Below are 22353 nucleotides of genomic sequence, written 5' to 3' on the forward strand. Positions count from 1 at the left end.
GTGCGGCCCGTCGCTCCACCTTGGTAACCCGGGCGTCGGCGGCCCGGCAAACACCCCTCCTCCTACCCGGGGTCGTAGGTCCGCGGGTCACACCGCCCCACCGCGGACCCGCCCAAAACTGCCGAATAGTCCGTTTCGCCCGGGTGAAAGAGGGATCCTGCACCCACTAATCCCGTTAGTACGTGGCACGCGTCACGTGCCACGCCTCACTTCCGAGGGGGTTCGGGGGCGGCGCGGAGGCCACGGACAAAGCCCCGGCCCCGGACCTCGATGAGGTCCGGGGCCGGGGCCTGAGCCGGTGGCCGGGAGGGGCTAGCCCTCCTTGGAGAGGTTGGGGGTCTCGACGGGCGGGGCGTCCGCCACCGTGACCTTCTCCTCGCCGCGGAAGGTGAACGTCGCCGTCTCACCCTCGCCCTCGACCTCCACCACCACGATGTGGCCGGGGCGCAGCTCGCCGAACAGGATCTTCTCGGACAGCGAGTCCTCGATCTCCCGCTGGATCGTCCGCCGCAGCGGCCTTGCGCCCATCACCGGGTCGTAGCCGCGCTTGGAGAGCAGTTCCTTGGCCTCCAGGCTGAGCTCGATTCCCATGTCGCGGTCGCGCAGCCGCTCGTCCACCGCGCCGATCATCAGGTCGACGATCTGCAGGATGTCGTCCTGGCTGAGCTGCGGGAAGACGATGACGTCGTCCACACGGTTGAGGAACTCGGGGCGGAAGTGCTGCTTGAGCTCGTCGCTGACCTTGTTCTTCATCCGCTCGTACCCGGACTTCGTGTCGCCCTGGGCCGCGAAGCCCAGGTTGAAGCCCTTGGAGATGTCCCGGGTGCCGAGGTTGGTGGTCATGATGATCACCGTGTTCTTGAAGTCCACGACCCGGCCCTGGGAGTCGGTCAGCCGACCGTCCTCCAGGATCTGCAGCAGGCTGTTGAAGATGTCGGGGTGGGCCTTCTCGACCTCGTCGAAGAGCACGACGGAGAACGGCTTGCGGCGCACCTTCTCGGTGAGCTGCCCGCCCTCCTCGTACCCGACGTATCCGGGCGGGGAGCCGAAGAGCCGCGAGACGGTGTGCTTCTCGCTGAACTCGGACATGTCGAGCGAGATCAGCGCGTCCTCGTCGCCGAAGAGGAACTCGGCGAGCGCCTTGGACAGCTCGGTCTTACCGACACCGGACGGGCCGGCGAAGATGAACGAGCCACCGGGGCGCTTGGGGTCCTTCAGACCCGCGCGGGTACGGCGGATCGCCTTGGAGAGCGCCTTGACGGCGTCCTTCTGCCCGATGATGCGCTTGTGGAGCTCGTCCTCCATGTGCAGCAGCCGGGAGGACTCCTCCTCGGTCAGCTTGAAGACCGGGATGCCGGTGGCGGTGGCGAGGACCTCGGCGATCAGATCGCCGTCGACCTCGGCGACGACGTCCATGTCGCCGGCCTTCCACTCCTTCTCCCGCTTGGCCTTCGCGGCGAGCAGCTGCTTCTCGTTGTCCCGCAGGGACGCGGCCTTCTCGAAGTCCTGCGAGTCGATCGCGGACTCCTTCTCCCTGCGCACCTCGGCGATCTTCTCGTCGAATTCGCGCAGGTCCGGCGGCGCCGTCATCCGGCGGATGCGCATCCGGGAGCCGGCCTCGTCGATCAGGTCGATCGCCTTGTCCGGCAGGAAGCGGTCCGAGATGTAGCGGTCGGCCAGCGTGGCGGCCTGCACCAGGGCCTCGTCCGTGATCGACACCCGGTGGTGGGCCTCGTAGCGGTCGCGCAGGCCCTTGAGGATCTCGATGGTGTGCGGCAGCGACGGCTCGGCGACCTGGATGGGCTGGAAGCGGCGCTCGAGAGCGGCGTCCTTCTCCAGGTACTTGCGGTACTCGTCGAGCGTGGTCGCACCGATGGTCTGCAGCTCGCCGCGGGCCAGCATCGGCTTGAGGATCGAGGCCGCGTCGATCGCGCCCTCGGCGGCGCCGGCGCCGACCAGGGTGTGCAGCTCGTCGATGAACAGGATGATGTCGCCGCGGGTGCGGATCTCCTTGAGCACCTTCTTCAGGCGCTCCTCGAAGTCACCGCGGTAACGGGAGCCGGCCACCAGGGCGCCGAGGTCCAGGGTGTAGAGCTGCTTGTCCTTGAGCGTCTCGGGCACCTCGCCCTTGACGATCGCCTGGGCCAGGCCCTCCACGACGGCGGTCTTGCCGACGCCGGGCTCGCCGATGAGGACCGGGTTGTTCTTGGTGCGGCGGGACAGCACCTGCATGACCCGCTCGATTTCCTTCTCGCGCCCGATGACCGGGTCGAGCTTTGTCTCTCTGGCGGCCTGGGTCAGGTTGCGGCCGAACTGGTCGAGGACGAGCGAGGTCGAGGGGGTGCCCTCGGCCGGCCCGCCGGCCGTGGCCGACTCCTTGCTGCCCGAGTAACCGGACAGCAGCTGGATGACCTGCTGCCTGACCCGGTTCAGATCGGCGCCCAGCTTCACCAGGACCTGGGCGGCGACGCCCTCGCCCTCGCGGATCAGGCCGAGCAGGATGTGCTCGGTGCCGATGTAGTTGTGACCCAGTTGAAGAGCCTCGCGGAGCGACAGCTCCAGGACCTTCTTGGCCCGGGGAGTGAAGGGGATGTGGCCGGACGGGGCCTGCTGCCCCTGGCCGATGATCTCCTCCACCTGCTGGCGGACCGCCTCAAGAGAAATCCCGAGGCTCTCCAGGGCCTTAGCGGCGACACCCTCACCCTCGTGGATCAGGCCCAGGAGGATGTGCTCGGTGCCGATGTAGTTGTGGTTGAGCATCCGGGCTTCTTCCTGAGCCAGGACGACAACCCGCCGCGCGCGGTCGGTGAACCTCTCGAACATCGTTAATCGCTCCTCAGAGCGGTCGGGCAGTGAGGGGTCGGTCCCCTCCCTGTCCTTCCGCATGCTAGTCCCGCACAGCGGCGCCGCTCACGTATCCACCCCCGCTGCCGCGGGGAAAGCTGCGCTACCGGCTGACGTCACTCCCACAACCTCGATGGTGCGAGACGATGTTCCCGCAGGCCAGGCGAATACCTCTTTATCAACTACGCCCGTGGCGAACGCCTGCCGCGCCTGCCGTCACACCAGCCCTTCCCACTAGGTACTTCTTACCCTCCGCGACCGACAGTCCACACCGGATGTCCGGCAGGTGTGCGCTACGGGCGAACAACCTTGCGCCGGGGCGAACAGTTCAAGCCGGGCGGCGCCTCCCCGGAATCGTACATTCCACACACCGTACGTGTTCACTCGTGCGCGATACGTAACCCCGGTGCTGCCCGGCAGTTGCCATGGCATGGGCTGGTACGAGCACGAGCTGGGGTGGCCGCTGTCGGGGGCGCAGCCGCCGGGGCTGGTCACCGGGGTGCGGTTCGACGCGCTCGATGTGCCGGCCGCGGTCGGGTACGCGCTGCTGACCCGCTTCCCGCGGCCCGGCGAGCTGGGGCCCGTGGCGCTCGACGGGCACCGGATCCGGCTGCTGGTCGCGGCGGGCGCCGCGGAGGAGCTGCCGGGGCTGCTCGAATGGCTGGAGTGGGGCGGCATCGCACTGGACGTGGCCGCGCTGGGCGCCGGACAGCAGATGCGGGCACCGGCGCACCCCGAGTGGGGCCGCCGGGAGGCCGCATACGACCGGTCGGCACCGGTGTGGCTGCGACCTCCCCGGCCGGGCGTCGAGGTGGAGGCCACCGTGCCCGCGCTGCGGGTCACCGGAGGAGCCGATGGATCGGGGGTCCCCATCGGCCTGCCGGCCCTGGTCGCCGCGCTGGCGACGGCCTGCCACCGGGTCGCGCTGCGGGCGCGCACCCAGGATCAGCCGTGGGCCTTCTCGTACGCCTCGCGGATCGTGGCGGGCACCCGACCGCGGTCGTTGACCTCGTAACCCTTCTCCTTCGCCCAGGCGCGGATCTTGGCGGTGTCGGGACCCGACGCGCCACCCCCGCGCACTGCCTTGGTACGCCCCCGGCCGACCCGGCCACCGGTCCTGCGACCACTGTCCGTGTACGGGTTGAGCAGCCCGCGCAGCTTGTCGGCATTCGCCGTGGTGAGGTCGATCTCGTACGTCACACCATCGAGTGCGAACGTCACCGTCTCGTCCGCCTCACCACCGTCGAGGTCGTCTACGAGAAGGACCTGAACCTTCTGTGCCACCGGCTTCCCTTTCATCGAAAACGGATTAACGGTAAAAGCAAAGCGCCTTTGCGGGGAAAACACAAACCCCTTGCACGAAGAGGTCCACCCGAGACAGTGCGATCCGGACAAACCGGAACGTCACAGTTGCAGCAGCATGCGGCTGTTGCCCAAGGTGTTCGGTTTCACCCGCTCCAGGTCCAGGAACTCGGCGACTCCCTCGTCATTGGAACGCAGCAGCTCCCCGAAGACATCGCCGTCCACCGGAGTGTCCCCTGTCTCCCTGAAGCCGTGCTTCGCGAAGAAGTCCACTTCGAACGTGAGGCAGAAAATTCGACGCACTCCGAGCCACCGCGCGGTCTGCAGCAACTTCGCCAGCACCTGGTGACCGACACCGGCGCCGCGCAGCACCGGGTCCACCGCGAGCGTCCTGACCTCGGCCAGGTCCTCCCACATCACGTGCAGGGCCCCGCAGGCGACCACCGCCGCGTCCTCGTCCCGTTCCGCCACCCAGAACTCCTGGATGTCCTCATAAAGCGTCACCGTCGCCTTGTCGAGCAGGATGCGGTCGCGCACATAGGAGTCCAGCAACCGCCGTACCGCGGGGACATCGGCGGTACGGGCCCTGCGGATGGTGACATCATTCGACACGAGGGGCATGGACGGACGCTATCGCCCTTCGGCTTCCGTCGGACCCGAGGGGTCGACGGACTGGATGATGCGCATTGCGTCACGGACCGCTTCACGCTGTTCCGGCGACATCATGCCGAAGAAGTGCACGAGGGCCGCGGCGGGGTTGTCGCTCGCGGCCCAGGCTTCGTTCATCAGTGCGGCCGAGTATGCGGCTCTCGTCGATACCGCCTCATAGCGATAAGCGCGGCCATCGGCCTCACGCCGCAGCCACCCCTTCTGGCGCAGGTTGTCCATTACGGTCATCACCGTGGTGTAGGCGATGGTCCTGTCCCGCGCCAGGTCCTCGAGAACCTCACGAACGGTGACCGGCTGGTTCCACTCCCACACCCGGGTCATGACCGCGTCTTCGAGGTCTCCCAATGGCCGGGGCACACTTCGAATACTAGGCGCAGGCGGGGCGGAATGCCCGGAATGCGAACCCGTCGGGGATTCGGCTGCTCAGTGTTCCTCTGCCCTGGTCTGCCGCGCGGCCTCCGCGGAGGCGAAGGCCGCGTCCACCGCGGCGTCCTCCCGGGCCTTGTTGGCGCCACCCTGGTGCTTGATCATCGTGATGATCACACAGGTGAAGAAGATCGCCATGACCAGCGGCGGCACGATCGCGGAAACGTAGTCCATGGCGCCACCCTAACCAGGCCTTCCTGGCGCCATGCGCACGGGTGCCCCGGCGCGGCCGGGGCACCCGTGGAAACGGCGCGGGAATTGGCGCGGTGCTTTAGGTCAGCAGGCCCGGCGCGGACCGACGAGACCGGCCAGCGCCGCCGGTACCGCCCTCTCGTCCTCGTCGTCGCGGCGGGGAGCGGGCCGGCGTCCCGGCGGCCAGATCTCGGCGGGGGTCGGCGTACGGCGGCCGGGGTCGGGCTCCGCGGGCTTGGGCGCGCCGGGCGCGGGCGGCGCGGCGGGCTTGGGCGCGGGCTCGGCGTCGGGCTTCGAGGCGGGCCTTTCCTCTGCGGCGGACGGGCCGGGGAGGGCGAGCAGACGGCGCGGCGCGGGCATATGGGCCTCCAGACACAGTCGTACGTCGTTGTCTGCCAGGTTTTCGCAGTGGCGCAGCAGTGCGGTACGCCGGTGGTGCTCCGGGCTGCCGGTGGCCTGCGCGCGCAGGCGGCGCAGCGCCGCAAGGTCCTCGGCGCCCGGCAGGTACCCGGCCGCCACGGCGTCGGTGAGCCGTTCCAGGTAGCCGGCCGCGGAGCCGGGCAGCGCCTCGCGGTAGCGGCGCAGCTCCGCCAGCAGGAAGGCGCGCAGCCGTCCCGCCTCCTGGACCGCGTCGTCCACCGCCTCGGCGAGCCTGAGGCAGTCCCTGACGTGCTCGGCCGGGCGGGGCACGGCGGCGGCGGTCACCGCGGTACCCGCGAAGGTCCTGCTGGGGTGCAGCACCTCCGCGAGAGCGCGCCGCAGCACTTGCAGCTCGTCCGCGCTGAACGCCATGCCGCCTCGGTTTCCGTGTGGCGTAGGCATGAATGGACTTTAAGTGCTAAGCGGACAAATGCCCGGCAATATCCCCGCCCCGGTGTGTTCGCCCGCGGGCCGCCCGCGAAAAGCGGGTACCGCGCTGCCGCCGCCGCCCCGGAAAGCCTCAGGCGCCCGGCGGCGGACCCGCGGTGAAGGAGGGGACATTGCGCTCGTAGACCAGGCGCAGTCCGATCAGGGTGAGCCACGGCTCGTGGGTGTCGATGATCGACGCCTCGTTCAGCACCAGGGGCGCGAGGCCGCCGGTGGCGATCACCGTCACATCGTCCGGGTCGGCGGCCAGCTCGCGGGCCATCCGCTCGGCGATGCCGTCCGCCTGGCCGGCGAAACCGTAGAGGATGCCGGACTGCATGGCCTCGATCGTGTTCTTGCCGATCACGCTGCGCGGCCTGGCCAGCTCGATCTTGCGCAGCTGGGCGCCGCGCATCCCGAGCGCGTCCACCGAGATCTCGATGCCGGGCGCGATGGCGCCGCCGATGTACTCGCCGCGGGCCGACACCGCGTCGAAGGTCGTGGCGGTGCCGAAGTCCACCACGATGCACGGGCCGCCGTAGAGGTGGACGGCGGCCAACGAGTTGATGATCCGGTCGGAGCCGACCTCCTTGGGGTGGTCCACCAGGATCGGCACCCCGGTCTTGACCCCGGGCTCGACCAGGATCGCCGGCACATCGCCGTAGTAGCGCCTGGTCACCTCGCGCAGCTCGTGCAGCACCGAGGGCACCGTCGAGCAGATCGCGATGCCGTCGATGCCGTCGCCGAGGTCGCCCAGCAGCGGATGCATGCCCATCAGGCCCTGGAGCAGCACCGCCAGCTCGTCCGCGGTGCGCCGCGAGTCGGTGGAGATCCGCCAGTGCTCCACGATCTCCTCGCCGTCGAACAGCCCGAGGACGGTGTGGGTGTTGCCGACGTCGATGGTGAGCAGCATCCGCCTCTACGCTTCCGCTCGCAGGTCGAGGCCGATGTCCAGGATCGGGGAGGAGTGGGTCAGCGCGCCCACCGCCAGGAAGTTGACGCCGGTCTCCGCGTAGGCGCGGGCGGTCTCCAGCGTGAGCCGGCCCGACGACTCCAGGAAGGCGCTGCCGCCCACGATGGCCACCGCCTCAGCGGTCTCGGCCGGCGTGAAGTTGTCCAGCAGGATCAGGTCGGCGCCCGCGTCCAGCACCTCGCGCACCTGGTGCAGGGTGTCGACCTCGACCTCGATCGGGACGTCGGGGAACTCCTCCCGCACCAGCTTGAAGGCCTGGGCGACCCCGCCCGCGGCCACCACGTGGTTGTCCTTGACCAGGGCCGCGTCCGACAGCGACATGCGGTGGTTGGCGCCGCCGCCGCAGCGCACCGCGTACTTCTCCAGCGCCCGCAGGCCCGGGGTGGTCTTGCGGGTGTCGCGCACCTGGGTCCTGGTGCCCTCCAGCAGGTCCGCCCAGGCCCGGGTGGTCGTCGCGATGCCGGACAGCCGGCACAGCAGGTTGAGCGCGCTGCGCTCGGCGGTCAGCAGGTCGCGGGTCCTGGTGCGCACCGTCAGCAGCTTCTGGCCGGCCGCCACCCGGTCGCCGTCCTCGACATGCCGCTCGACCTCGAACTCGTCGGTGCACACCACCGAGAGCACCGCCTCCGCGACCCGCAGGCCCGCGACCGTACCCGCCTCGCGGGCGGTGAAGTCGCCGACCGCGCGGGCGTCCTCCGGCACGGTCGCGACGGTCGTCACGTCCACGCCCTGGTCGAGGTCCTCCTCGATGGCCATGTGCGCGATGTCCTCGACCTGGACCGGGTCGAGCCCCGCGTCGGCGATCAGCTGGGCGAGGTCGGGGTCGAGGCCGCACTCCAGCGGGTCGACCTCGTAGTCGGCGCCCTCCGCGCCGCAGCCGCAGCCGTCACCGCAGCCGCCACCGCCGCCGTACGCCTCGTCCGGCGGGCCGATCTTCGGCAGCGGTAGGGCGACGGGCTGCGGGCGGTCGGGGCTGGTCACTTGTGCTCCTTCTGATGCGGTGCCGGCGGGTCGGCCGGCTGGGTGCTGCGGGCGGTCCTGGTGCTACGGCGGTACATCGGGCGGCGGGCGGTGCTACCCGCGCGCGGCCCGCGCTTCCCCTTCCCCATCATCCCCGACGACGGCCGTCGCCCGCTCGGCACGGACCGGCGGGAAGTCCGGGCCCTGGGTGGTGCGGACGTCGAGCGTGCGGTGCGGGGTGAGGCGTACGACGAGGTGGCGCCGCCAGTCGCGGTCGTCGCGGTCGGGACGGTCCTCGCGCCAGTGGCAGCCGCGGGTCTCCTCGCGGCGCCGGGCGGCGGCGACCAGGACCCGGGCGACCAGACTCAGATTGGTGGACTCCCACGTCTCCACGCAAGGCTCGGCGGTCTTTCCCTCCCGGTCGTACGCCTCCACCGCCGCGGTGTTCAGCCGCTCCAGCGCGCCCGCGGCCACCGTCAGCGACTCGGCGCTGCGCAGCACACCCGCGCCCGCGGTCATGATGCGCTGCACCTCGTAGCGGGCCTCGGACGCCAGCAGCGGCGCGCCGCCGGGCTCCGGTGCCACCGGCTCAGCGGGCGGCAGGCTGCGGTCGGCCAGCACGTCCGCGGCGATCCGCTCGGCGAAGACCAGGCCTTCGAGCAGCGAGTTCGACGCCAGCCGGTTGGCGCCGTGCACCCCGGTGCAGGCGACCTCGCCGCAGGCGTACAGACCGGGCACCGTCGTGCGCCCGTGGAGGTCGGTGCGGACACCGCCGGAGGCGTAGTGCGCGGCGGGGGAGACCGGGATCAGCCCGGTCACCGGGTCGATGCCGTGCGCGCGGCAGGCGGCCAGGATGGTCGGGAAGCGCTCGGCCCACATCGTCGGGCCGAAGTGCCGGCCGTCGAGGTACATGTGCGCGGCGCCCGTCTCCTGCATCCGCCGCATGATGCCCTTGGCCACGATGTCGCGCGGCGCGAGCTCCGCCAGCTCGTGCTGCCCCACCATGAAGCGGACGCCGTCGGCGTCCACGAGATGCGCGCCCTCGCCCCTGACCGCCTCGGACACCAGCGGCTGCTGGCCCTCCGCGTCCGGGCCGAGCCACAGCACGGTCGGGTGGAACTGCACGAACTCGATGTCGCTGACCTCGGCGCCCGCGCGCAGCGCCAGCGCCACACCGTCGCCTGTCGACACCGCGGGGTTGGTGGTCGCGGAGAAGACCTGGCCCATGCCGCCGGTGGCCAGCACCACGGCCCTGGCGTGGACCGCGCCGACGCCGTCGCGGCGGCCCTGGCCCATCACATGCAGGGTGACGCCGGCGGTACGGCCCTCCGCGTCGTTGAGCAGGTCCAGGACCAGGGCGTTCTCGATCAGCTCCAGCCGCTGGCCGCCGGCCTGCGCGCTGCCTGCGGCCCGCACCGCGTCGATCAGCGCGCGGGACACCTCCGCGCCGGTCGCGTCGCCGCCCGCGTGCGCGATACGGCGACGGTGGTGGCCGCCCTCCCGGGTCAGCAGGATCTCGCCGCTCGCCGGGTCGGTGTCGAAGCGGGCGCCGGTGGCGATCAGCCGCCGCACCGCGTCCGGCCCCTCGCCCACCAGCGTGCGGACCGCGTCCTCGTCGCACAGGCCCGCGCCCGCGACCAGGGTGTCGTCCAGGTGCTGCTCGGGGGTGTCGCCGTCGCCGAGTGCGGCGGCGATGCCGCCCTGCGCCCAGCGCGTCGACCCGTCGTCCAGGTGCGCCTTGGTCACCACGGTGACCTTGGCCCCCGCCGCGGCGCAGCGCAGCGCCACGGTGAGACCGGCGACCCCGGAACCGACCACGACCACGTCGGCGCTGATCGCCCAGCCGGGCGCGGGGGCGTGCAGGCGTATGCCGGTGCTGCTGCCGGCTCCAGATGCGTTCATTGCGCGGCTCCGAATTCCAGCGGGATGTTGTCGATCAGCCGGGTGGCACCGACCTTCGCGGCCACCGCGAGGACCGCGGGGCCCGTGTGGTCATGTGCGGCCTCGGTGAAGTCGGCGGGGTCGATGAGGGCGAGGTAGTCGGCCTTCAGGCCCGACGCGGCGGCCTCGGCCCGCGCCGCCGCCCGTACGGCCTCGGGGCCCTCGGCCGCCTTGTCGCGGCCGGCGAACAGCGCCCGGGACAGGGCCAGCGCCTGCCTGCGGTCGGCCGCGGACAGGAAGCGGTTGCGGCTGGACAGCGCCAGGCCGTCCGGCTCGCGGACGGTCGGGACCGCGGCGATGTGCACGGGGAAATTCAGGTCCGTCACCATCCGGCGGACCAGCGCGAGCTGCTGCGCGTCCTTCTGCCCGAAGAGGGCCGCCGCGGGGCGGGTGAGGTGCAGCAGCTTCGCCACGACGGTCAGCATCCCGTCGAAGTGGCCTGGGCGCGACGCGCCCTCGTAGCGCTCCCCCATCGGCCCGGCCGCGATCCGCACCTGCGGCTCGCCGCCGGGGTAGACCTCGTCCGCGTCCGGTGCGAAGACCACGTCGGCGCCGGCCTCCTCGGCGACCGCCAGGTCCGCGTCGAGGGTGCGGGGGTAGCGGGCCAGGTCCTCGTTCGGCCCGAACTGCAGCGGGTTGACGAAGACCGTCACCGTGACCTGGCCGTCCCCGGCCAGGGCGCGGGCCGCGCGGATCAGCGAGGCGTGCCCCTCGTGCAGGGCGCCCATGGTCATGACCACCGCGCTGGCAGGTGCCAGGACCTTGGCGTGGTGGACGATCTCCGTCATGCGATGCCCCCGTCTGGTGAGGTGGGTTCGTCGGACAGGGCGCCGAGCAGCGCCTCGGCGAACTCGGCTTTGAGCATGCCGTTGGCCAGGGCGCGGTCCGCGGTCGCGCGGGCCATCGCCACGTAGGAGGGGACCGTCTCCGGGGCGTGCTCGCGCAGTTCGCGCAGGTGGGCGGCGACCGTACCGGCGTCGCCCCGGGCCACCGGGCCGGTCAGTGCGCCGTCGCCCGAGCGCAGCGCGTTGTCCAGCGCCGCGCCCAGCAGCGGGCCGAGCATCCGGCCGGGCTCGGTCACCCCTGCGGCACTGAGCAGGTCCCTGGCCTGGGCGACCAGCGTCACCAGGTGGTTCGCGCCGATCGCCAGCGCCGCATGGTAGAGCGGGCGGGCCCGCTCCTCGACCCACTCCGGCTCGCCGCCCATCTCGATGACCAGCGCCTCGGCGGCCAGCCGCAACTCCCCCGGGGCCGTCACCCCGAACGAGCACCCGGCCAGCCGCTGCACATCCACCGGCGTGCCCGTGAACGTCATCGCCGGATGCAGCGCCAGCGGCAGGGCACCGGCCCGCAGCGCCGGATCCAGCACGCCGGTGCCGTACCGCCCCGAGGTGTGCACGAGCAACTGGCCAGGACGCACCGCGCCGGTCTCCGCGAGGCCGCTCACCAGATCGGGCAGGGCGTCGTCGGGGACGGTCAGCAGTACGAGGTCGGCGGCGGCCATCACCTGGCCGGGCTCCAGCATCGGTACACCCGGCAGCAGGGCCTCGGCGCGGCGCCTTGACGCCTCCGAGACGCCGGAAGCGGCGACGGGGCGGTGCCCCGCCATTCCCAGGGCCGCGGCCAGAGCGGGTCCCACCCGCCCGGCTCCCACGACCCCCACGGTCAGACGGCCGGGCCGTTCCTCCACCATTACGCCTCCCGCTGAGGGGTTGACGGCCACTTCTCGTCAATCCTACGCGAACTGTTTCGCGCTGCGCCCGTGACGCACCCCACGCCTCTGCGGGTGGCGCCCGCGCGCCCTGGGGCCCCTTGCGGTGGGGCGCCGCGCTTCCCCGGCGCCGTGGCTGGGCGCGCAGTTCCCCGCGCCCCTGAGCGGGGTGCCCCCTGGCGTGGTGATCCCGCCGACCCAGCGCTGTGGCTGGGCGCGCAGTTCCCCGCGCCCCTGAGCGGGGTGCCCCCTGGCGTGGTGATCCCGCCGACCCGGCGCCGTGGCTGGGCGCGCAGTTCCCCGCGCCCCTGAGCGGGGTGCCCCCTGGCGTGGTGATCCCGCCGACCCAGCGCCGTGGCTGGGCGCGCAGTTCCCCGCGCCCCTGAGCGGGGTGCCCCCTGGCGTGGTGATCCCGCCGACCCGGCGTCGTGGCTGGGCGCGCAGTTCCCCGCGCCCCTGGGCGGGGTGCCCCCTGGCGGTGGTGATCCGGCCGACCCGGCGCCGTGGCTGGGCGCGCAGTTCCTCGCGCCCCTGAGCGGGGTGCCCCCTGGCGTGGTGATAGGGCTGACCCGGCGTCGTGGCTGGGCGCGCAGTTCCCCGCACCCCTGGGCGGGGTGCCCCCTGGCGGTGGTGATCCGGCCGACCCGGCGCCGTGGCTGGGCGCGCAGTTCCCCGCGCCCCTAGGCGTGTGCCCCTTGCGGTGGTAATGCGGCCGACCCGGCGTCGTGGCTGGGCGCGCAGTTCCCCGCGCCCCTAGGCATGTGCCCCTTGCGGTGGTGATCCGGCTGACCAGCCGCCGCGTGGGGCGCGGACAGGGGCGTACCGCAAGGGGCTGGATCCCCTCGGTGCGCGGGCGGCGGGGCGCGGGCTCGGGGCGGTGGGGGGTGGGTCGCGGAGGGGGTTGTCCACCTTGGGGCGTAGGGGGAGATCGCTCCCGGGGCTGACCCCGGGACGGGTTCCGGTGCCTACGCTGGGTTATGTGCAGCGCATCTATGAACTTCTCCGCAAACACCCGACGTGGGTCGACAGCTTCTGGGCCGTCGTCCTGCTCGCGGTGTGCGCGGTGTGGATCGCCGCCGACCACTCGTCGGTGGCGGCGCGAGCCGCCGCCGTCCCGGTGTCGCTCGCGCTCGCCGCCGTCGTGGCGATGCGCCGCCGCGCGCCGGAGGACATGCTGCTGCTCGCGATCGGCACGGGCGTGGTCCAGCTCGTGGTGGACGTGCAGGCCCCGAATCCCGGCGACGCCGCGATGCTCGTGATCATCTACACGTGCGCGTCGAACGGCGCCCGCTGGTCCTCGCGGCTGGCGCTGGCCGGAGGCCTGCTGGCCACGCCCGTCGCCATGGTGCGGTGGCCGCCGCACGGCCCGTATTCGACGATCTGGACGACGCTGCTCCAGACCTTCTTCCTGACGGTGATCTTCGCCCTGTCGTGGGTGATCGGCGACCGGCTGCGCACCCGGCGCGCCTATTACGCGCAGTTGGAGGAGCGGGCCGAGCGGCTGCACCGGGAGCGGGAGGCGCAGTCGAAGGCGGCGGTGGCTGCCGAGCGCGCGCGCATAGCGCGGGAGCTGCACGACGTGGTGGCGCACAACGTGTCGGTGATGGTGGTGCAGGCCGACGGCGCCGCCTATGTGCTGGACGTGGATCCGGCCCAGGCCAAGCAGGCGCTCGCCACGATCTCCGGCACCGGCCGCCAGGCGCTGGCCGAGATGCGCAGGCTGCTGGGGCTGCTGCGGGCCGGCGACGACGCGGGCGGGGAGTATGTGCCGCAGCCGGGGGTGGACCAGCTGGCGGATCTGATCGACCAGGTGCGCGGGGCCGGGCTGCCGGTGCGTTTCGAGGTCGCGGGCCAGGCCAGGCCGCTGTCGAGCGGCGTCGAGCTGACGGCCTACCGCATCGTGCAGGAGGCGCTGACGAACGTCCGCAAGCACGGCGGGGACGGGGCGAGCGCCAGCGTCGTGCTGGGCTTCGGGGACGCGGCGCTCGACCTGTTGATAGAGGACGACGGGCGGGGCGGCCGGGACGGGTGGTACGAGCAGGGTGGCAGGGACGGGCTCGGGCAGGGCCTGATCGGCATGCGGGAGCGGATCGGGATGGTCGGCGGCACCCTGGCCGCGGGCCCGCGCCCTGAGGGCGGTTTCCGTATCAGCGCGATGCTCCCGCTGACCGCGGTGGGCAAGTGAACGAGGAGAGGGATCCGATGGCGATCCGCGTCATGCTGGTCGACGACCAGGTGCTGCTGCGTACGGGCTTTCGTATGGTGCTGGCCGCGCAGCCGGACATGGAGGTCGTCGCCGAGGCGGGCGACGGCGCCGAGGCGCTGGACGTGCTGCGCTCCACCGCGGTGGACGTGGTGCTGATGGATGTGCGGATGCCGCGGATGGACGGCGTCGAGGCGACCCGCAGGATCTGCGGCGGTGAGCGGGGCAGCGACGGCGGCGGGCCGCGGGTGCTGATCCTGACGACCTTCGACCTGGACGAGTACGCGTTCGCGGCGCTCAGGGCGGGGGCGGCCGGTTTCATGCTCAAGGACGTGCCGCCCGACGAGCTGCTGGCCGCGATCCGCGCGGTGCACAGCGGTGACGCGGTGGTCGCGCCGAGCACGACCCGGCGGCTGCTCGACCGCTTCACGCCGATGCTGCCCGCGCCGGGCTCGGAGCCGCGGCACAAGGAGCTGGGCAAGCTCACCGACCGGGAGCGCGAGGTGCTGCTGCTGGTGGCGCAGGGCCTGTCGAACGGCGAGATCGCCCGCAAGCTGGTCCTGTCGGAGGCCACGGTGAAGACGCATGTCGGCCGGATCCTGACCAAGCTGGATCTGCGCGACCGGGTGCAGGCCGTGGTGCTGGCCTACGAGTCGGGCCTGGTCAGGGCCGGCGGGGGTGCGCTCTGAGCGGGCGCTTACGCCTCGGGCCCTGGGCCCTGCCCCGCAAGCGGCTCAGGGCGCAGGACGAGGTCGAGCAGCCCGGGGAAGGTCGCGTCGAATTCGGGCCTGCGCAGCCGGTTGAGCCGCTTCGGGCCCTCGTCGCGCTGCTCGACCAGGCCCGCGGCCCGGAGCGTGGCGAAGTGGTGGCTGAGCGCCGCCTTGCCGACGGGCACGTCGAAGGAGCCGCAGGTGCGCTCCCAGTCGGCGGAGCCGGCCAGTTCGCGGAGCAGCCGCAGACGTACGGGGTCGGCGAGTGCACCAAGCGCCGTCAGGAGGGGTACGTGCTCCGGGTGGGTGTGGTCCGGGGCGGCCCGGTGTGCCCGCGTCGCGGTCATGTCGTCCTCCCGGAGGTGGTGGGGCTGCTGCCCCGGGGCGAGGCCCTGGGGGGCGGAATCCGGCCGACTTGCCGAGTGTTCGATCCACATCATACACTCAGCAGTGTTCGCTTTTCATTGAACAACAAGGGGGAAGCGCCATGCGCGCCATGATCTTCGAGGAGCTCGGCGGACCCGAGGTGCTGCATCCGGTGGATCTGCCGGAACCCGTTCCCGGGCCGGGCGAGGTCACCGTCGACGTCGCCTACGCCGGCATCAACTTCGCCGACGTCCTGGCCAGAGCCGAGGGCTACCGGGTCGACTCGCTCCCCTTCCGCCCGGGCCTCGAGGTCTCCGGCCGGATACGGGCCGTCGGCGAGGGGGTCACCGCCTTCTCCCCCGGCCAGGAGGTCACCTCCTTCATCGCCGGCGGCGGCTACTCGCAGACGGCCGTCGCGCCGGCCGCCACCACCTTCCCCGTACCGCACGGCCTCGACCTGCGCACCGCCGCCACGCTGCCCAGCGTGCTGCCCACCGCCTACGCGCTGCTGCACGACATCGCGCGGCTGCGCGAGGGCGACACCGTCCTCGTGCACAGCGCGGCGGGCGGCGTCGGCACGGTCGCCGGACAGCTCGCCAGGCTCGGCGGCGCCAGCGCGGTCTACGGCGTGGTCTCCAGCTTCGACAAGTCCCCGCACGCCCTCAAGTCCGGTTACGACCAGGTCTTCCTGACCCCGACCTTCGACACCGACGTGCTGGCCGCCACGGGTGGCAAGGGCGTCGACATCGCCCTCGACCCGATAGGCGGCGACAACTTCCGGCGCACGCTGGCCGTCACGGCGCGTTTCGGGCGGCTCGTGTCCTTCGGCAACTCCGGTTCGGCCGCGCCCTGGCAGATCGGCCCCTCCGATGTCTACGGCCCCGCGGTCAGCGTCTCCGGCTTCTCCCTGATGGGTCTGGCCGCCGCCGATCCCGACCGCCTGCACACGCTGGCGGACGCGGCCTTCCGCGCGGTGACCGAGGGCGGGGTCGAGCTGCCGGTCACCGCCGAGTTCGACCTCGAGGACGCGGCCGAGGCGCACCGGCTGGTCGAGTCCCGTACGACCACGGGGAAGCTGCTGCTCAGGATCTGAGGCGGCGGGCGAAGGCCGCGGCCGCGTCGTGGACCTCGGACTCCGTCCAGTCCAGCGCCTCGGCCGCGACGGTCACCTCGACCACGGAGAGGCCGGGCAGGCCCGGCTGCCTGAACCGGGACCGGCCGAAGAGCGTCTCGCGCGACTCCTCGGCCTGCGCGAGCGAGGCCTCGTCGAGCACATCGGCCGGGTAGGGCAGCCACAGCTGGAACTGGTGGGTGTGCGGCTCGTCGGGGAAGGTGCGCGGCCAGACCGCGCCGCCCGCCGCCAGGCCCTCCCGCAGGCCGCGCGCCACCGCCTTGGCGTGCGCCACGTACGAGGGCAGCCGGGGCAGTTCGTTGCGCAGTCCCGCGAGCGCGGACAGGGCCGCGGGGAACTGCGCGAACAGCTGGCCGCCGTAGCGGTGCCGCCAGGCCTTCGTCTCGGCCACGAAGTCCGCCGACCCGGCCAGCGCGGCACCCGAGATGCCGCCGAGCGACTTGTAGAAGCTGACGTAGACGCTGTCGGCGAGCCCGGCGATGTCCGCGAGCGAGTGCCCGAAGTGCGGGGCGCACTCCCACAGGCGGGCGCCGTCGAAATGGACCACGGCGTCGCGCTCGCGGGCCGCCTCGACCGTCGCGGTCAGCTCGTCCCACGACGGCAGGACGAAGCCGGCGTCGCGGAGCGGGAGTTCCAGCGCCAGCGTGCCGAAGGGCTCCTCGAAGTCCCGCACTTCCGCCGCGCTCGGCAGCCGGAACGCCGACGTCGGGTGGACCGTGCGCAGCCCGCTGACGACGCCGAGCGCGCCCCGCTCGTGCTGCTCGATGTGGGCCAGCGGGTGCAGCGCGACCGTGGGGTTGCCCGTACGGCCGGCCCAGGAGCGCAGGGCGGCCTGCTGGGCCATGGTGCCGCTCGGGAAGTACGCGGCCGCCTCGGTGCCGAGCACTTCCGCCGTACGGCGCTCGACCTCGCCGACGATGCCGTCCTCGTCGGCGTAGAAGTCGACCGGGCCGCTCACGTCGTAGGCCGCCGCGCCCTCGGTGGCCAGGCGGGCCATCCAGGCCGCGATCGACTCCTTGGGCGGGTTGGCGAGCAGCCGCTCGCACCCGCGCACGGCTGCCGTCCGCCGCGCTTCTTCCTCGCTCTGTGCCATGCCCCCATCCTGCCTTGACCCGCTCGCGACTGTCCCGCGGGCGGCACGGAGGGCAGGAGGGACCCTAGCCCGCGCGGCGGTGGTTGGGCCGGGGGGAAGAGGAGCGGCTGCGCTTCTCGACGTACATGCGCTGGTCCGCCGAGTGCAGGACCTCTTCCGCGGTCATGCCGCAGCCGGCCCAGCCGATGCCGAAGCTCGCGCCGACGCGGACGGCGCGGCCGTCCACCCGGATCGGCGGGATGATCGCGTTGCGCAGCCGCACCGCGAGGTCGGCCGCGTCGGCGGGGGCGAGCCCGTCGGCCAGGACGACGAATTCGTCGCCGCCCAGCCGGGCGACGGTGTCGCCGTCGCGGACGGCGCCGGTGAGCCGGCGGGCGACCTCGATGAGGACCGCGTCACCGGTGTGGTGGCCGAAGCGGTCGTTGATGGACTTGAAGCCGTCCAGGTCGCAGAACAGGACGGCGAGGCCCTTCCCCGGCGCCGCGTCGCTCTCGTCGGGCGCGACCGTGTGGACGTGCGAGTCGTAGCCGATGGCGCCGAGCGGCGCCGCCAGCTCGTCGGGCCCGTAGCCGTAGCTGAAAGCGAATTCGTCGGGTCCTTCGGCCTCCGCCGCGACCGCTGCCGCGTCCTTGTCCTGCGGGCGGGAGCAGAGCCTGGCGGAGAGCCGGGCCCGCAGCTCCGCGCTGTTGGGCAGCCCGGTGAGCGAGTCGTGGCTGGCCCGGTGGGCGAGTTGGAGCTCGCGGCCCTTGCGCTCCTCGATGTCCTCGACGTGGGTGAGCAGGAAGCGCGGCCCGTCCGCGGTGTCGGCGACCACGGAGTTGCGCAGCGAGACCCACACGTAGGAGCCGTCGCGGCGGGCCAGCCGCAGTTCCGCCCTGCCGCCCTCCGCGGAGGTGCGCAGCAGCAGGCCGACGTCCTCGGGGTGGACGAGGTCGGAGAAGGAGTACCTGCGCATGACGGAGGCGGTGCGGCCGAGCAGCCGGCACAGCGCGTCGTTGGCCCGCAGCAGCTTGCCGTGCTGGTCGCCGCCCATCTCGGCGATGGCCATGCCGCTCGGCGCGTACTCGAAGGCCTGCCGGAAGCTCTCCTCGCTGGCCCGCAGCGCCTGCTGGTCGCGTTCCAGCCGGACCAGGGCGCGCTGCATGTTGGCGCGCAGCCGGGCATTGCTGATCGCGATGCCGGCCTGGAAGGCGTACATCTGGAGCGCCTCGCAGCCCCACGGGCCCGGGTGCCGGCCGCTGGAGGGGCGGTCGACGGAGATCACGCCGATGAGTTCGCCGCCGCCGCTCTGCGAGGACTGCATGGGGGCGTAGAGGCGGTCGCCCGGGTGCCATTCGTCGGCGAAGCGCGGCAGCGGGCCCTCGGTGTGCCACTGGGGCACGTCGTCGTCGATGAGGACCCAGCCCTCGGTGTGCGGGATGAAGCGCAGCGAGCCCCAGCGCTGCCCCATGCTGAGCCGCCGCTCCCAGGACGCGCGCGGGCCGACCTTGCCCGACAGGAGCGCCTCGCCCGCGGTGCTGCCGGCGAACGCGGCGACGACCAGGTCGCCGTCGGGACGGACCAGGTTGACGGCGGCAAGGTCGTAGCCCAGCCCGTTGACCACCCCGTCGGCCACGGCCTGCAGGGTGTCGGCAAGGCTGCGTGCGGTGTTGAGGTCCGCCACGACCTGGTGCAGTTGACGCAAGGTCGCGAGGCGGACATAAGGCTCCGACTCGGTATCCATGCCCCTCTCCGCGCCCTCGACAGCAACTCCCCTGATCTTTGCGATACATCCGATGACACCGTTGGCACCGGTCTACACCGGCCACTGAATCACAGCGAGCTGTGCGGTCGGTACACAGGGTCAACAATTACTGCTGCTTGTGACTCAAGTCACATCATCGGGTAAGCACCTGTACACGGAGGGTGCGCCCGTGGTCCTAGGACCAGGCCTCGATATGACTGCGACCACAGCCCGATCCGCATCCTTGTACCGACCCGTAACGTGAGGAGCGTGCTTCACACTTCACCAGACCGGCATCCTGGGACCACCATGGCCCAGACCGTCGACACCGATGCCTTCCGCGCCGCGATGACCCGCCTCACCGCGGGCGTCGTCCTCATCACCGCACACGACCCGGAAGACGGGCCGCGCGGGGAGGACGTCGGCATGACCGCGACCGCCTTCATGTCCGTCTCCCTCGAACCCCCGCTGGTACTGGTGAGCATCCGGGTCGGCTCCCGGATGGACGAACTGCTGGAGAGGCAGCCCCGCTGGGCCGCCTCCGTCCTCAGCGAGAGCCAGCGGCACATCGCCGGGCGTTTCGCGCTGCGCGGGCGGATCAGCGACCGGCTGCTCTTCGAGGACATCTCCTACTACCGCGGTGAGCACTCGGGCGCCCCGATCCTGGGCGGCGCACTGTCGATACTGGAGTGCGAGACGACCCAGCGGGTGCCGGCCGGCGACCACACGCTCGTGGTCGCCCGCGTCCTCGCCGCCCGCACCCCCAGCGCCGACGGCGGCCCCCTGGCCTACTTCCGCGGCCGCTACCGCTTCCTGCGGTAGCCGCCGAGGGCCCCGCCCGGTCCCGGCCGCCCGCGCGACCGCTCAGTCCCAGCCGCCCGCGCGACCACGCTTGGTCTGGCTGCGCTGCTTCTTCACCCGGAGCCTGCGCTCGTTGATCCCGCGCGGGATCTTCGTCGGCCGCCGCACCTTCGGCGGCGGGGCCGTCGCCTCGGCGAGCAGTGCGGCCAGCCGTGCCGTCGCCGCCTCCCGGTTGCGCCACTGCGAGCGGTGCTCGGACGCGCGCACCGAGACCACGCCGTCCACCAGCCGGCCTTCGAGGCGCTCCAGCGCCCGGCGCTTCCACACCGGCGGCAGCGCCTCGGTCGCCGCGAGGTCGAAGCGCAGCTCGACCTGGCTGTCCGTGGTGTTCACATGCTGGCCGCCCGGTCCCGAAGAACGGGAGAAACGCCATTGGAGCTCCGCCTCCGGTACGGAGACGGAACCGCGGATGATCAGTGGCCCGGACATGCCCCCATGATCCCGCGCCGACCGCCCGGACGTCACGGGATTTACCCGGAATGCGGAACCAGCGCATCCCGGGTCCGCGTTCAGTCCGATGAGGGTAGTTTCGACAGCAACACCTACGACCAGACAAAAGGGGACTTCCCATGGCGGTAAGCCTGTCCAAGGGCGGCAACGTCTCGCTGACCAAAGAGGCGCCCGGACTGACGGCAGTGACGGTCGGCCTCGGCTGGGACGTCCGTACCACCACCGGCACGGACTTCGACCTCGACGCGAGTGCCATCGCGGTCAACGCGGGCGGCAAGGTCTACTCCGACGGCCACTTCGTCTTCTTCAACAACAAGCAGACGCCGGACCAGACCATCGTGCACACCGGTGACAACCGCACCGGCCAGGGCGAGGGCGACGACGAGGCCATCAACGTCAACCTTGCCGGGCTGCCCGCCGACATCGAGAAGATCGTCTTCCCGGTGTCCATCTACGACGCCGAGACCCGCAGCCAGAACTTCGGCCAGGTGCGGAACGCGTACATCCGCATCGTCAACCAGGCGGGCGGCACCGAGATCGCCCGCTACGACCTGAGCGAGGACGCCGCCACCGAGACCGCGATGGTCTTCGGCGAGCTGTACCGCAACGGGGCCGAGTGGAAGTTCCGCGCGGTCGGCCAGGGCTACGCGTCCGGCCTCGTCGGCATCGCCACCGACTTCGGCGTCTCGCTCTGACCCACGCCTGGCAGGCCCCCGCGCGACCGGGCACACCGGCCCGCGCGGGGGGCTTCGCGGCATCTGGGACGATCGCCGGGTGATCGACCTCGGCTACGCCCTCTCCCGCCGCTTCCCCGACCCGCCGCAGACGGACTACCGCACGGCGGATGTGCGGGCGCTGCGGCACGACCTCTTCTGCGGCGACGTCTACCTCGCCGAGGGCGAGCGGGAGCTGTCCACCGCCTGGGGGTGGGTGCCGGTGCTGGACTTCGCGTGGGCGCTGTGCGACATCGCCGAGCGGCTGGACCGCGACCCGGCGGGCAGCAGGGCGGCCCGGCCGCAACACGCCGAGTTCGACTTCACCGAGTCCACCGACCGGCTCCGCTTCGTACGCCGCTTCGGCTTCGTGGACGTGACGGCCGACTGGCTCCCCGACGAGCCCCCGCTGCCGGTCCGGCACGCCGAACTGCGGCGCGAGGCCAGGGACTTCCTGCACGACGTGGTCGCCGACCTCACCGACATGCACGACGGCCTCGACGGCAATCCCGCGATCTGGGCCCTGCTCGGCCGATTCCCCCGGGTCTGAGCCCCGGCACGGTCCCGCGCGGACCCCGGTGTGGGGCGCCACGTTCGGCTTGGGAACTCCTTTACGCTCCGGATGAGTTCTCAGACCGTAGCGACGGACCCTGACGACAGACCGTGACGACCGCCCGTGCAAGGAGACCTCCGATGCCCCTGTGGGACCGTTTCAAAGAGTCCGCGAGCAACATGCAGACGCAGCTCAACGCCAAGAAGAACGACCTGAAGAGCGGCGCCTTCCGGGACGCCAGCATGGCGATGTGCGCGCTGGTGTCCGCGGCGGACGGCACCATCGACCCGGCGGAGCGGCAGCGGGTCGCGGCGCTGATCGGCACCAACGATGTGCTGCAGAACTTCCCCGCGCTCGACCTCCAGCGCCGCTTCGAGGACTACCTCGGCAAGCTGACCGCCGACTTCGCCTTCGGCAAGGTGGCGATCCTTCAGGAGATCGCCAAGGTGCAGAAGAAGCCGACCGAGGCCCGTGCGGTGATCCAGATCGGCATCGTCATCGGCGGCGCCGACGGCGACTTCGACAAGACCGAGCAGGCCGTGGTGCGCGAGGCGTGCTTCGCGGTGGGGCTCAACCCGCAGGAGTTCGACCTCTGACCGCTCGCCGGCCATCCGGCCGGCCGCACCGGCGCAGGCACGTGCCCGGGACGCCCGCCCGCGTCCCGGGCGCCGTCGTGCGCAGGCCG

23 protein-coding genes are annotated in these 22353 nt (G+C 72.2%); 8 read left to right on the forward strand and 15 right to left on the reverse strand.

Features of this window, described 5'->3' with window-relative positions; translation table 11 throughout:
• Positions 1 to 312: 312 nt before the first annotated feature.
• Entirely contained in the window at positions 313 to 2823 is a 2511-nt protein-coding gene (locus ACGFMP_RS32225) for an ATP-dependent Clp protease ATP-binding subunit (RefSeq protein ID WP_393676942.1), read from the reverse strand.
• 427 nt (positions 2824 to 3250) lie between these two features.
• Here ACGFMP_RS32225 and ACGFMP_RS32230 point away from each other — a divergent pair, with 427 nt between their 5' ends.
• Positions 3251 to 3859 (forward strand): SCO3374 family protein, encoded by a 609-nt coding sequence (locus tag ACGFMP_RS32230; protein WP_393676944.1) that lies wholly within the window; start codon positions 3251 to 3253, stop codon positions 3857 to 3859.
• Here ACGFMP_RS32230 and ACGFMP_RS32235 read toward each other — a convergent pair.
• The 10 genes from ACGFMP_RS32235 to ACGFMP_RS32280 form a co-directional block, all read right to left on the reverse strand.
• Entirely contained in the window at positions 3790 to 4128 is a 339-nt protein-coding gene (locus tag ACGFMP_RS32235) for an Lsr2 family protein (RefSeq protein ID WP_327289400.1), read from the reverse strand. The genes ACGFMP_RS32230 and ACGFMP_RS32235 overlap by 70 nt on opposite strands.
• A gap of 120 nt (positions 4129 to 4248) precedes the next feature.
• On the reverse strand, positions 4249 to 4767 hold the full coding sequence (locus tag ACGFMP_RS32240; RefSeq protein ID WP_393676945.1) for an amino-acid N-acetyltransferase: 519 nt from the start codon (positions 4765 to 4767) through the stop codon (positions 4249 to 4251).
• 9 nt (positions 4768 to 4776) lie between these two features.
• Positions 4777 to 5172 carry a BlaI/MecI/CopY family transcriptional regulator gene (locus ACGFMP_RS32245; protein WP_393676946.1) on the reverse strand — a complete coding sequence of 132 codons (396 nt, stop codon included), beginning with the start codon at positions 5170 to 5172 and terminating at the stop codon, positions 4777 to 4779.
• A 66-nt stretch (positions 5173 to 5238) separates the two neighbouring features.
• Positions 5239 to 5415 (reverse strand): hypothetical protein, encoded by a 177-nt coding sequence (locus tag ACGFMP_RS32250; protein ID WP_393676948.1) that lies wholly within the window; start codon positions 5413 to 5415, stop codon positions 5239 to 5241.
• Between the two features lie 102 nt (positions 5416 to 5517).
• Complete coding sequence (locus tag ACGFMP_RS32255) at positions 5518 to 6255, reverse strand: hypothetical protein (RefSeq protein WP_393676950.1); 738 nt, start codon at positions 6253 to 6255, stop codon at positions 5518 to 5520.
• Between the two features lie 118 nt (positions 6256 to 6373).
• Positions 6374 to 7192: a type III pantothenate kinase gene (locus ACGFMP_RS32260; protein ID WP_393676951.1), complete on the reverse strand. Its 819-nt coding sequence runs from the start codon at positions 7190 to 7192 to the stop codon at positions 6374 to 6376.
• 6 nt (positions 7193 to 7198) lie between these two features.
• On the reverse strand, positions 7199 to 8185 hold the full coding sequence (nadC, locus tag ACGFMP_RS32265) for a carboxylating nicotinate-nucleotide diphosphorylase (RefSeq protein ID WP_393677064.1): 987 nt from the start codon (positions 8183 to 8185) through the stop codon (positions 7199 to 7201).
• A gap of 141 nt (positions 8186 to 8326) precedes the next feature.
• Complete coding sequence (locus tag ACGFMP_RS32270) at positions 8327 to 10114, reverse strand: L-aspartate oxidase (protein ID WP_393676952.1); 1788 nt, start codon at positions 10112 to 10114, stop codon at positions 8327 to 8329.
• Positions 10111 to 10941, reverse strand: a complete 831-nt coding sequence (gene panC / locus ACGFMP_RS32275; RefSeq protein ID WP_393676953.1) for a pantoate--beta-alanine ligase — start codon at positions 10939 to 10941, stop codon at positions 10111 to 10113. The genes ACGFMP_RS32270 and panC overlap by 4 nt, the downstream gene beginning before the upstream one ends.
• Positions 10938 to 11846 carry a Rossmann-like and DUF2520 domain-containing protein gene (locus ACGFMP_RS32280; protein ID WP_393676955.1) on the reverse strand — a complete coding sequence of 303 codons (909 nt, stop codon included), beginning with the start codon at positions 11844 to 11846 and terminating at the stop codon, positions 10938 to 10940. Before ACGFMP_RS32280 ends, panC begins: the two co-directional genes overlap by 4 nt.
• A 997-nt stretch (positions 11847 to 12843) precedes the next feature.
• On the opposite strand from ACGFMP_RS32280, the gene ACGFMP_RS32285 reads away from it, so the two are divergent.
• Both ACGFMP_RS32285 and ACGFMP_RS32290 read left to right on the forward strand, forming a co-directional pair.
• Positions 12844 to 14049, forward strand: coding sequence for a sensor histidine kinase (locus ACGFMP_RS32285; RefSeq protein WP_393676957.1), 1206 nt, complete (start codon positions 12844 to 12846; stop codon positions 14047 to 14049).
• Positions 14050 to 14066: 17 nt separating this feature from the next.
• The gene (locus ACGFMP_RS32290; RefSeq protein ID WP_393676959.1) at positions 14067 to 14756 is read left to right on the forward strand and encodes a response regulator; all 690 of its coding nucleotides are present in this window, start codon (positions 14067 to 14069) and stop codon (positions 14754 to 14756) included.
• An 8-nt stretch (positions 14757 to 14764) separates the two neighbouring features.
• Here ACGFMP_RS32290 and ACGFMP_RS32295 read toward each other — a convergent pair whose 3' ends face one another.
• Positions 14765 to 15124: an ArsR/SmtB family transcription factor gene (locus ACGFMP_RS32295; protein WP_393676961.1), complete on the reverse strand. Its 360-nt coding sequence runs from the start codon at positions 15122 to 15124 to the stop codon at positions 14765 to 14767.
• A 140-nt stretch (positions 15125 to 15264) separates the two neighbouring features.
• Between ACGFMP_RS32295 and ACGFMP_RS32300 the strand changes: the two genes are divergently transcribed.
• Entirely contained in the window at positions 15265 to 16236 is a 972-nt protein-coding gene (locus tag ACGFMP_RS32300; RefSeq protein WP_393676962.1) for a zinc-binding alcohol dehydrogenase family protein, read from the forward strand.
• On the opposite strand, the gene ACGFMP_RS32305 is transcribed toward ACGFMP_RS32300, so the two are convergent.
• Positions 16226 to 17368: a threonine aldolase family protein gene (locus ACGFMP_RS32305; RefSeq protein ID WP_393676964.1), complete on the reverse strand. Its 1143-nt coding sequence runs from the start codon at positions 17366 to 17368 to the stop codon at positions 16226 to 16228. The two genes, ACGFMP_RS32300 and ACGFMP_RS32305, sit on opposite strands and share 11 nt — an antisense overlap.
• Positions 17369 to 17432: 64 nt before the next feature.
• A complete protein-coding gene (gene cdgB, locus ACGFMP_RS32310) occupies positions 17433 to 19091 on the reverse strand; it encodes a diguanylate cyclase CdgB (protein WP_393676965.1) in 1659 nt (552 codons plus the stop codon).
• A 309-nt stretch (positions 19092 to 19400) separates the two neighbouring features.
• On the opposite strand from cdgB, the gene ACGFMP_RS32315 reads away from it, so the two are divergent.
• Positions 19401 to 19913, forward strand: a complete 513-nt coding sequence (locus ACGFMP_RS32315; protein ID WP_393676966.1) for a flavin reductase family protein — start codon at positions 19401 to 19403, stop codon at positions 19911 to 19913.
• Between the two features lie 42 nt (positions 19914 to 19955).
• Here the strand turns inward: ACGFMP_RS32315 and arfB are convergent, their stop codons facing one another.
• Entirely contained in the window at positions 19956 to 20381 is a 426-nt protein-coding gene (arfB, locus tag ACGFMP_RS32320) for an alternative ribosome rescue aminoacyl-tRNA hydrolase ArfB (protein ID WP_393676967.1), read from the reverse strand.
• Between the two features lie 140 nt (positions 20382 to 20521).
• On the opposite strand from arfB, the gene ACGFMP_RS32325 reads away from it, so the two are divergent.
• The 3 genes from ACGFMP_RS32325 to ACGFMP_RS32335 all read left to right on the forward strand — a co-directional run bounded on the left by ACGFMP_RS32325 (position 20522) and on the right by ACGFMP_RS32335 (position 22264).
• On the forward strand, positions 20522 to 21097 hold the full coding sequence (locus ACGFMP_RS32325) for a TerD family protein (protein WP_393676969.1): 576 nt from the start codon (positions 20522 to 20524) through the stop codon (positions 21095 to 21097).
• 79 nt (positions 21098 to 21176) lie between these two features.
• Complete coding sequence (locus ACGFMP_RS32330) at positions 21177 to 21665, forward strand: hypothetical protein (RefSeq protein WP_393676971.1); 489 nt, start codon at positions 21177 to 21179, stop codon at positions 21663 to 21665.
• A gap of 143 nt (positions 21666 to 21808) precedes the next feature.
• A complete protein-coding gene (locus tag ACGFMP_RS32335; protein WP_393676972.1) occupies positions 21809 to 22264 on the forward strand; it encodes a tellurite resistance TerB family protein in 456 nt (151 codons plus the stop codon).
• Positions 22265 to 22353 lie beyond the last annotated feature (89 nt).

This window comes from Streptomyces sp. NPDC049040, assembly GCF_043197715.1.
Classification (GTDB): Bacteria; Actinomycetota; Actinomycetes; order Streptomycetales; family Streptomycetaceae; genus Actinacidiphila.

What these genes read in the sequence shown, in the direction of transcription:
- ACGFMP_RS32225 (WP_393676942.1), bottom strand. Translation starts at nt 2,823, where the DNA reads ATGTTCGAGAGGTTCACCGACCGCGCGCGGCGGGTTGTCGTCCTGGCT.
- ACGFMP_RS32240 (WP_393676945.1), bottom strand. Translation starts at nt 4,767, where the DNA reads ATGCCCCTCGTGTCGAATGATGTCACCATCCGCAGGGCCCGTACCGCC.
- ACGFMP_RS32250 (WP_393676948.1), bottom strand. Translation starts at nt 5,415, where the DNA reads ATGGACTACGTTTCCGCGATCGTGCCGCCGCTGGTCATGGCGATCTTC.
- ACGFMP_RS32255 (WP_393676950.1), bottom strand. Translation starts at nt 6,255, where the DNA reads ATGCCTACGCCACACGGAAACCGAGGCGGCATGGCGTTCAGCGCGGAC.
- ACGFMP_RS32260 (WP_393676951.1), bottom strand. Translation starts at nt 7,192, where the DNA reads ATGCTGCTCACCATCGACGTCGGCAACACCCACACCGTCCTCGGGCTG.
- ACGFMP_RS32270 (WP_393676952.1), bottom strand. Translation starts at nt 10,114, where the DNA reads ATGAACGCATCTGGAGCCGGCAGCAGCACCGGCATACGCCTGCACGCC.
- panC (WP_393676953.1), bottom strand. Translation starts at nt 10,941, where the DNA reads ATGACGGAGATCGTCCACCACGCCAAGGTCCTGGCACCTGCCAGCGCG.
- ACGFMP_RS32280 (WP_393676955.1), bottom strand. Translation starts at nt 11,846, where the DNA reads ATGGTGGAGGAACGGCCCGGCCGTCTGACCGTGGGGGTCGTGGGAGCC.
- ACGFMP_RS32290 (WP_393676959.1), top strand. Translation starts at nt 14,067, where the DNA reads ATGGCGATCCGCGTCATGCTGGTCGACGACCAGGTGCTGCTGCGTACG.
- ACGFMP_RS32295 (WP_393676961.1), bottom strand. Translation starts at nt 15,124, where the DNA reads ATGACCGCGACGCGGGCACACCGGGCCGCCCCGGACCACACCCACCCG.
- ACGFMP_RS32300 (WP_393676962.1), top strand. Translation starts at nt 15,265, where the DNA reads ATGCGCGCCATGATCTTCGAGGAGCTCGGCGGACCCGAGGTGCTGCAT.
- ACGFMP_RS32305 (WP_393676964.1), bottom strand. Translation starts at nt 17,368, where the DNA reads ATGGCACAGAGCGAGGAAGAAGCGCGGCGGACGGCAGCCGTGCGCGGG.
- cdgB (WP_393676965.1), bottom strand. Translation starts at nt 19,091, where the DNA reads ATGGATACCGAGTCGGAGCCTTATGTCCGCCTCGCGACCTTGCGTCAA.
- ACGFMP_RS32315 (WP_393676966.1), top strand. Translation starts at nt 19,401, where the DNA reads ATGGCCCAGACCGTCGACACCGATGCCTTCCGCGCCGCGATGACCCGC.
- arfB (WP_393676967.1), bottom strand. Translation starts at nt 20,381, where the DNA reads ATGTCCGGGCCACTGATCATCCGCGGTTCCGTCTCCGTACCGGAGGCG.
- ACGFMP_RS32325 (WP_393676969.1), top strand. Translation starts at nt 20,522, where the DNA reads ATGGCGGTAAGCCTGTCCAAGGGCGGCAACGTCTCGCTGACCAAAGAG.
- ACGFMP_RS32335 (WP_393676972.1), top strand. Translation starts at nt 21,809, where the DNA reads ATGCCCCTGTGGGACCGTTTCAAAGAGTCCGCGAGCAACATGCAGACG.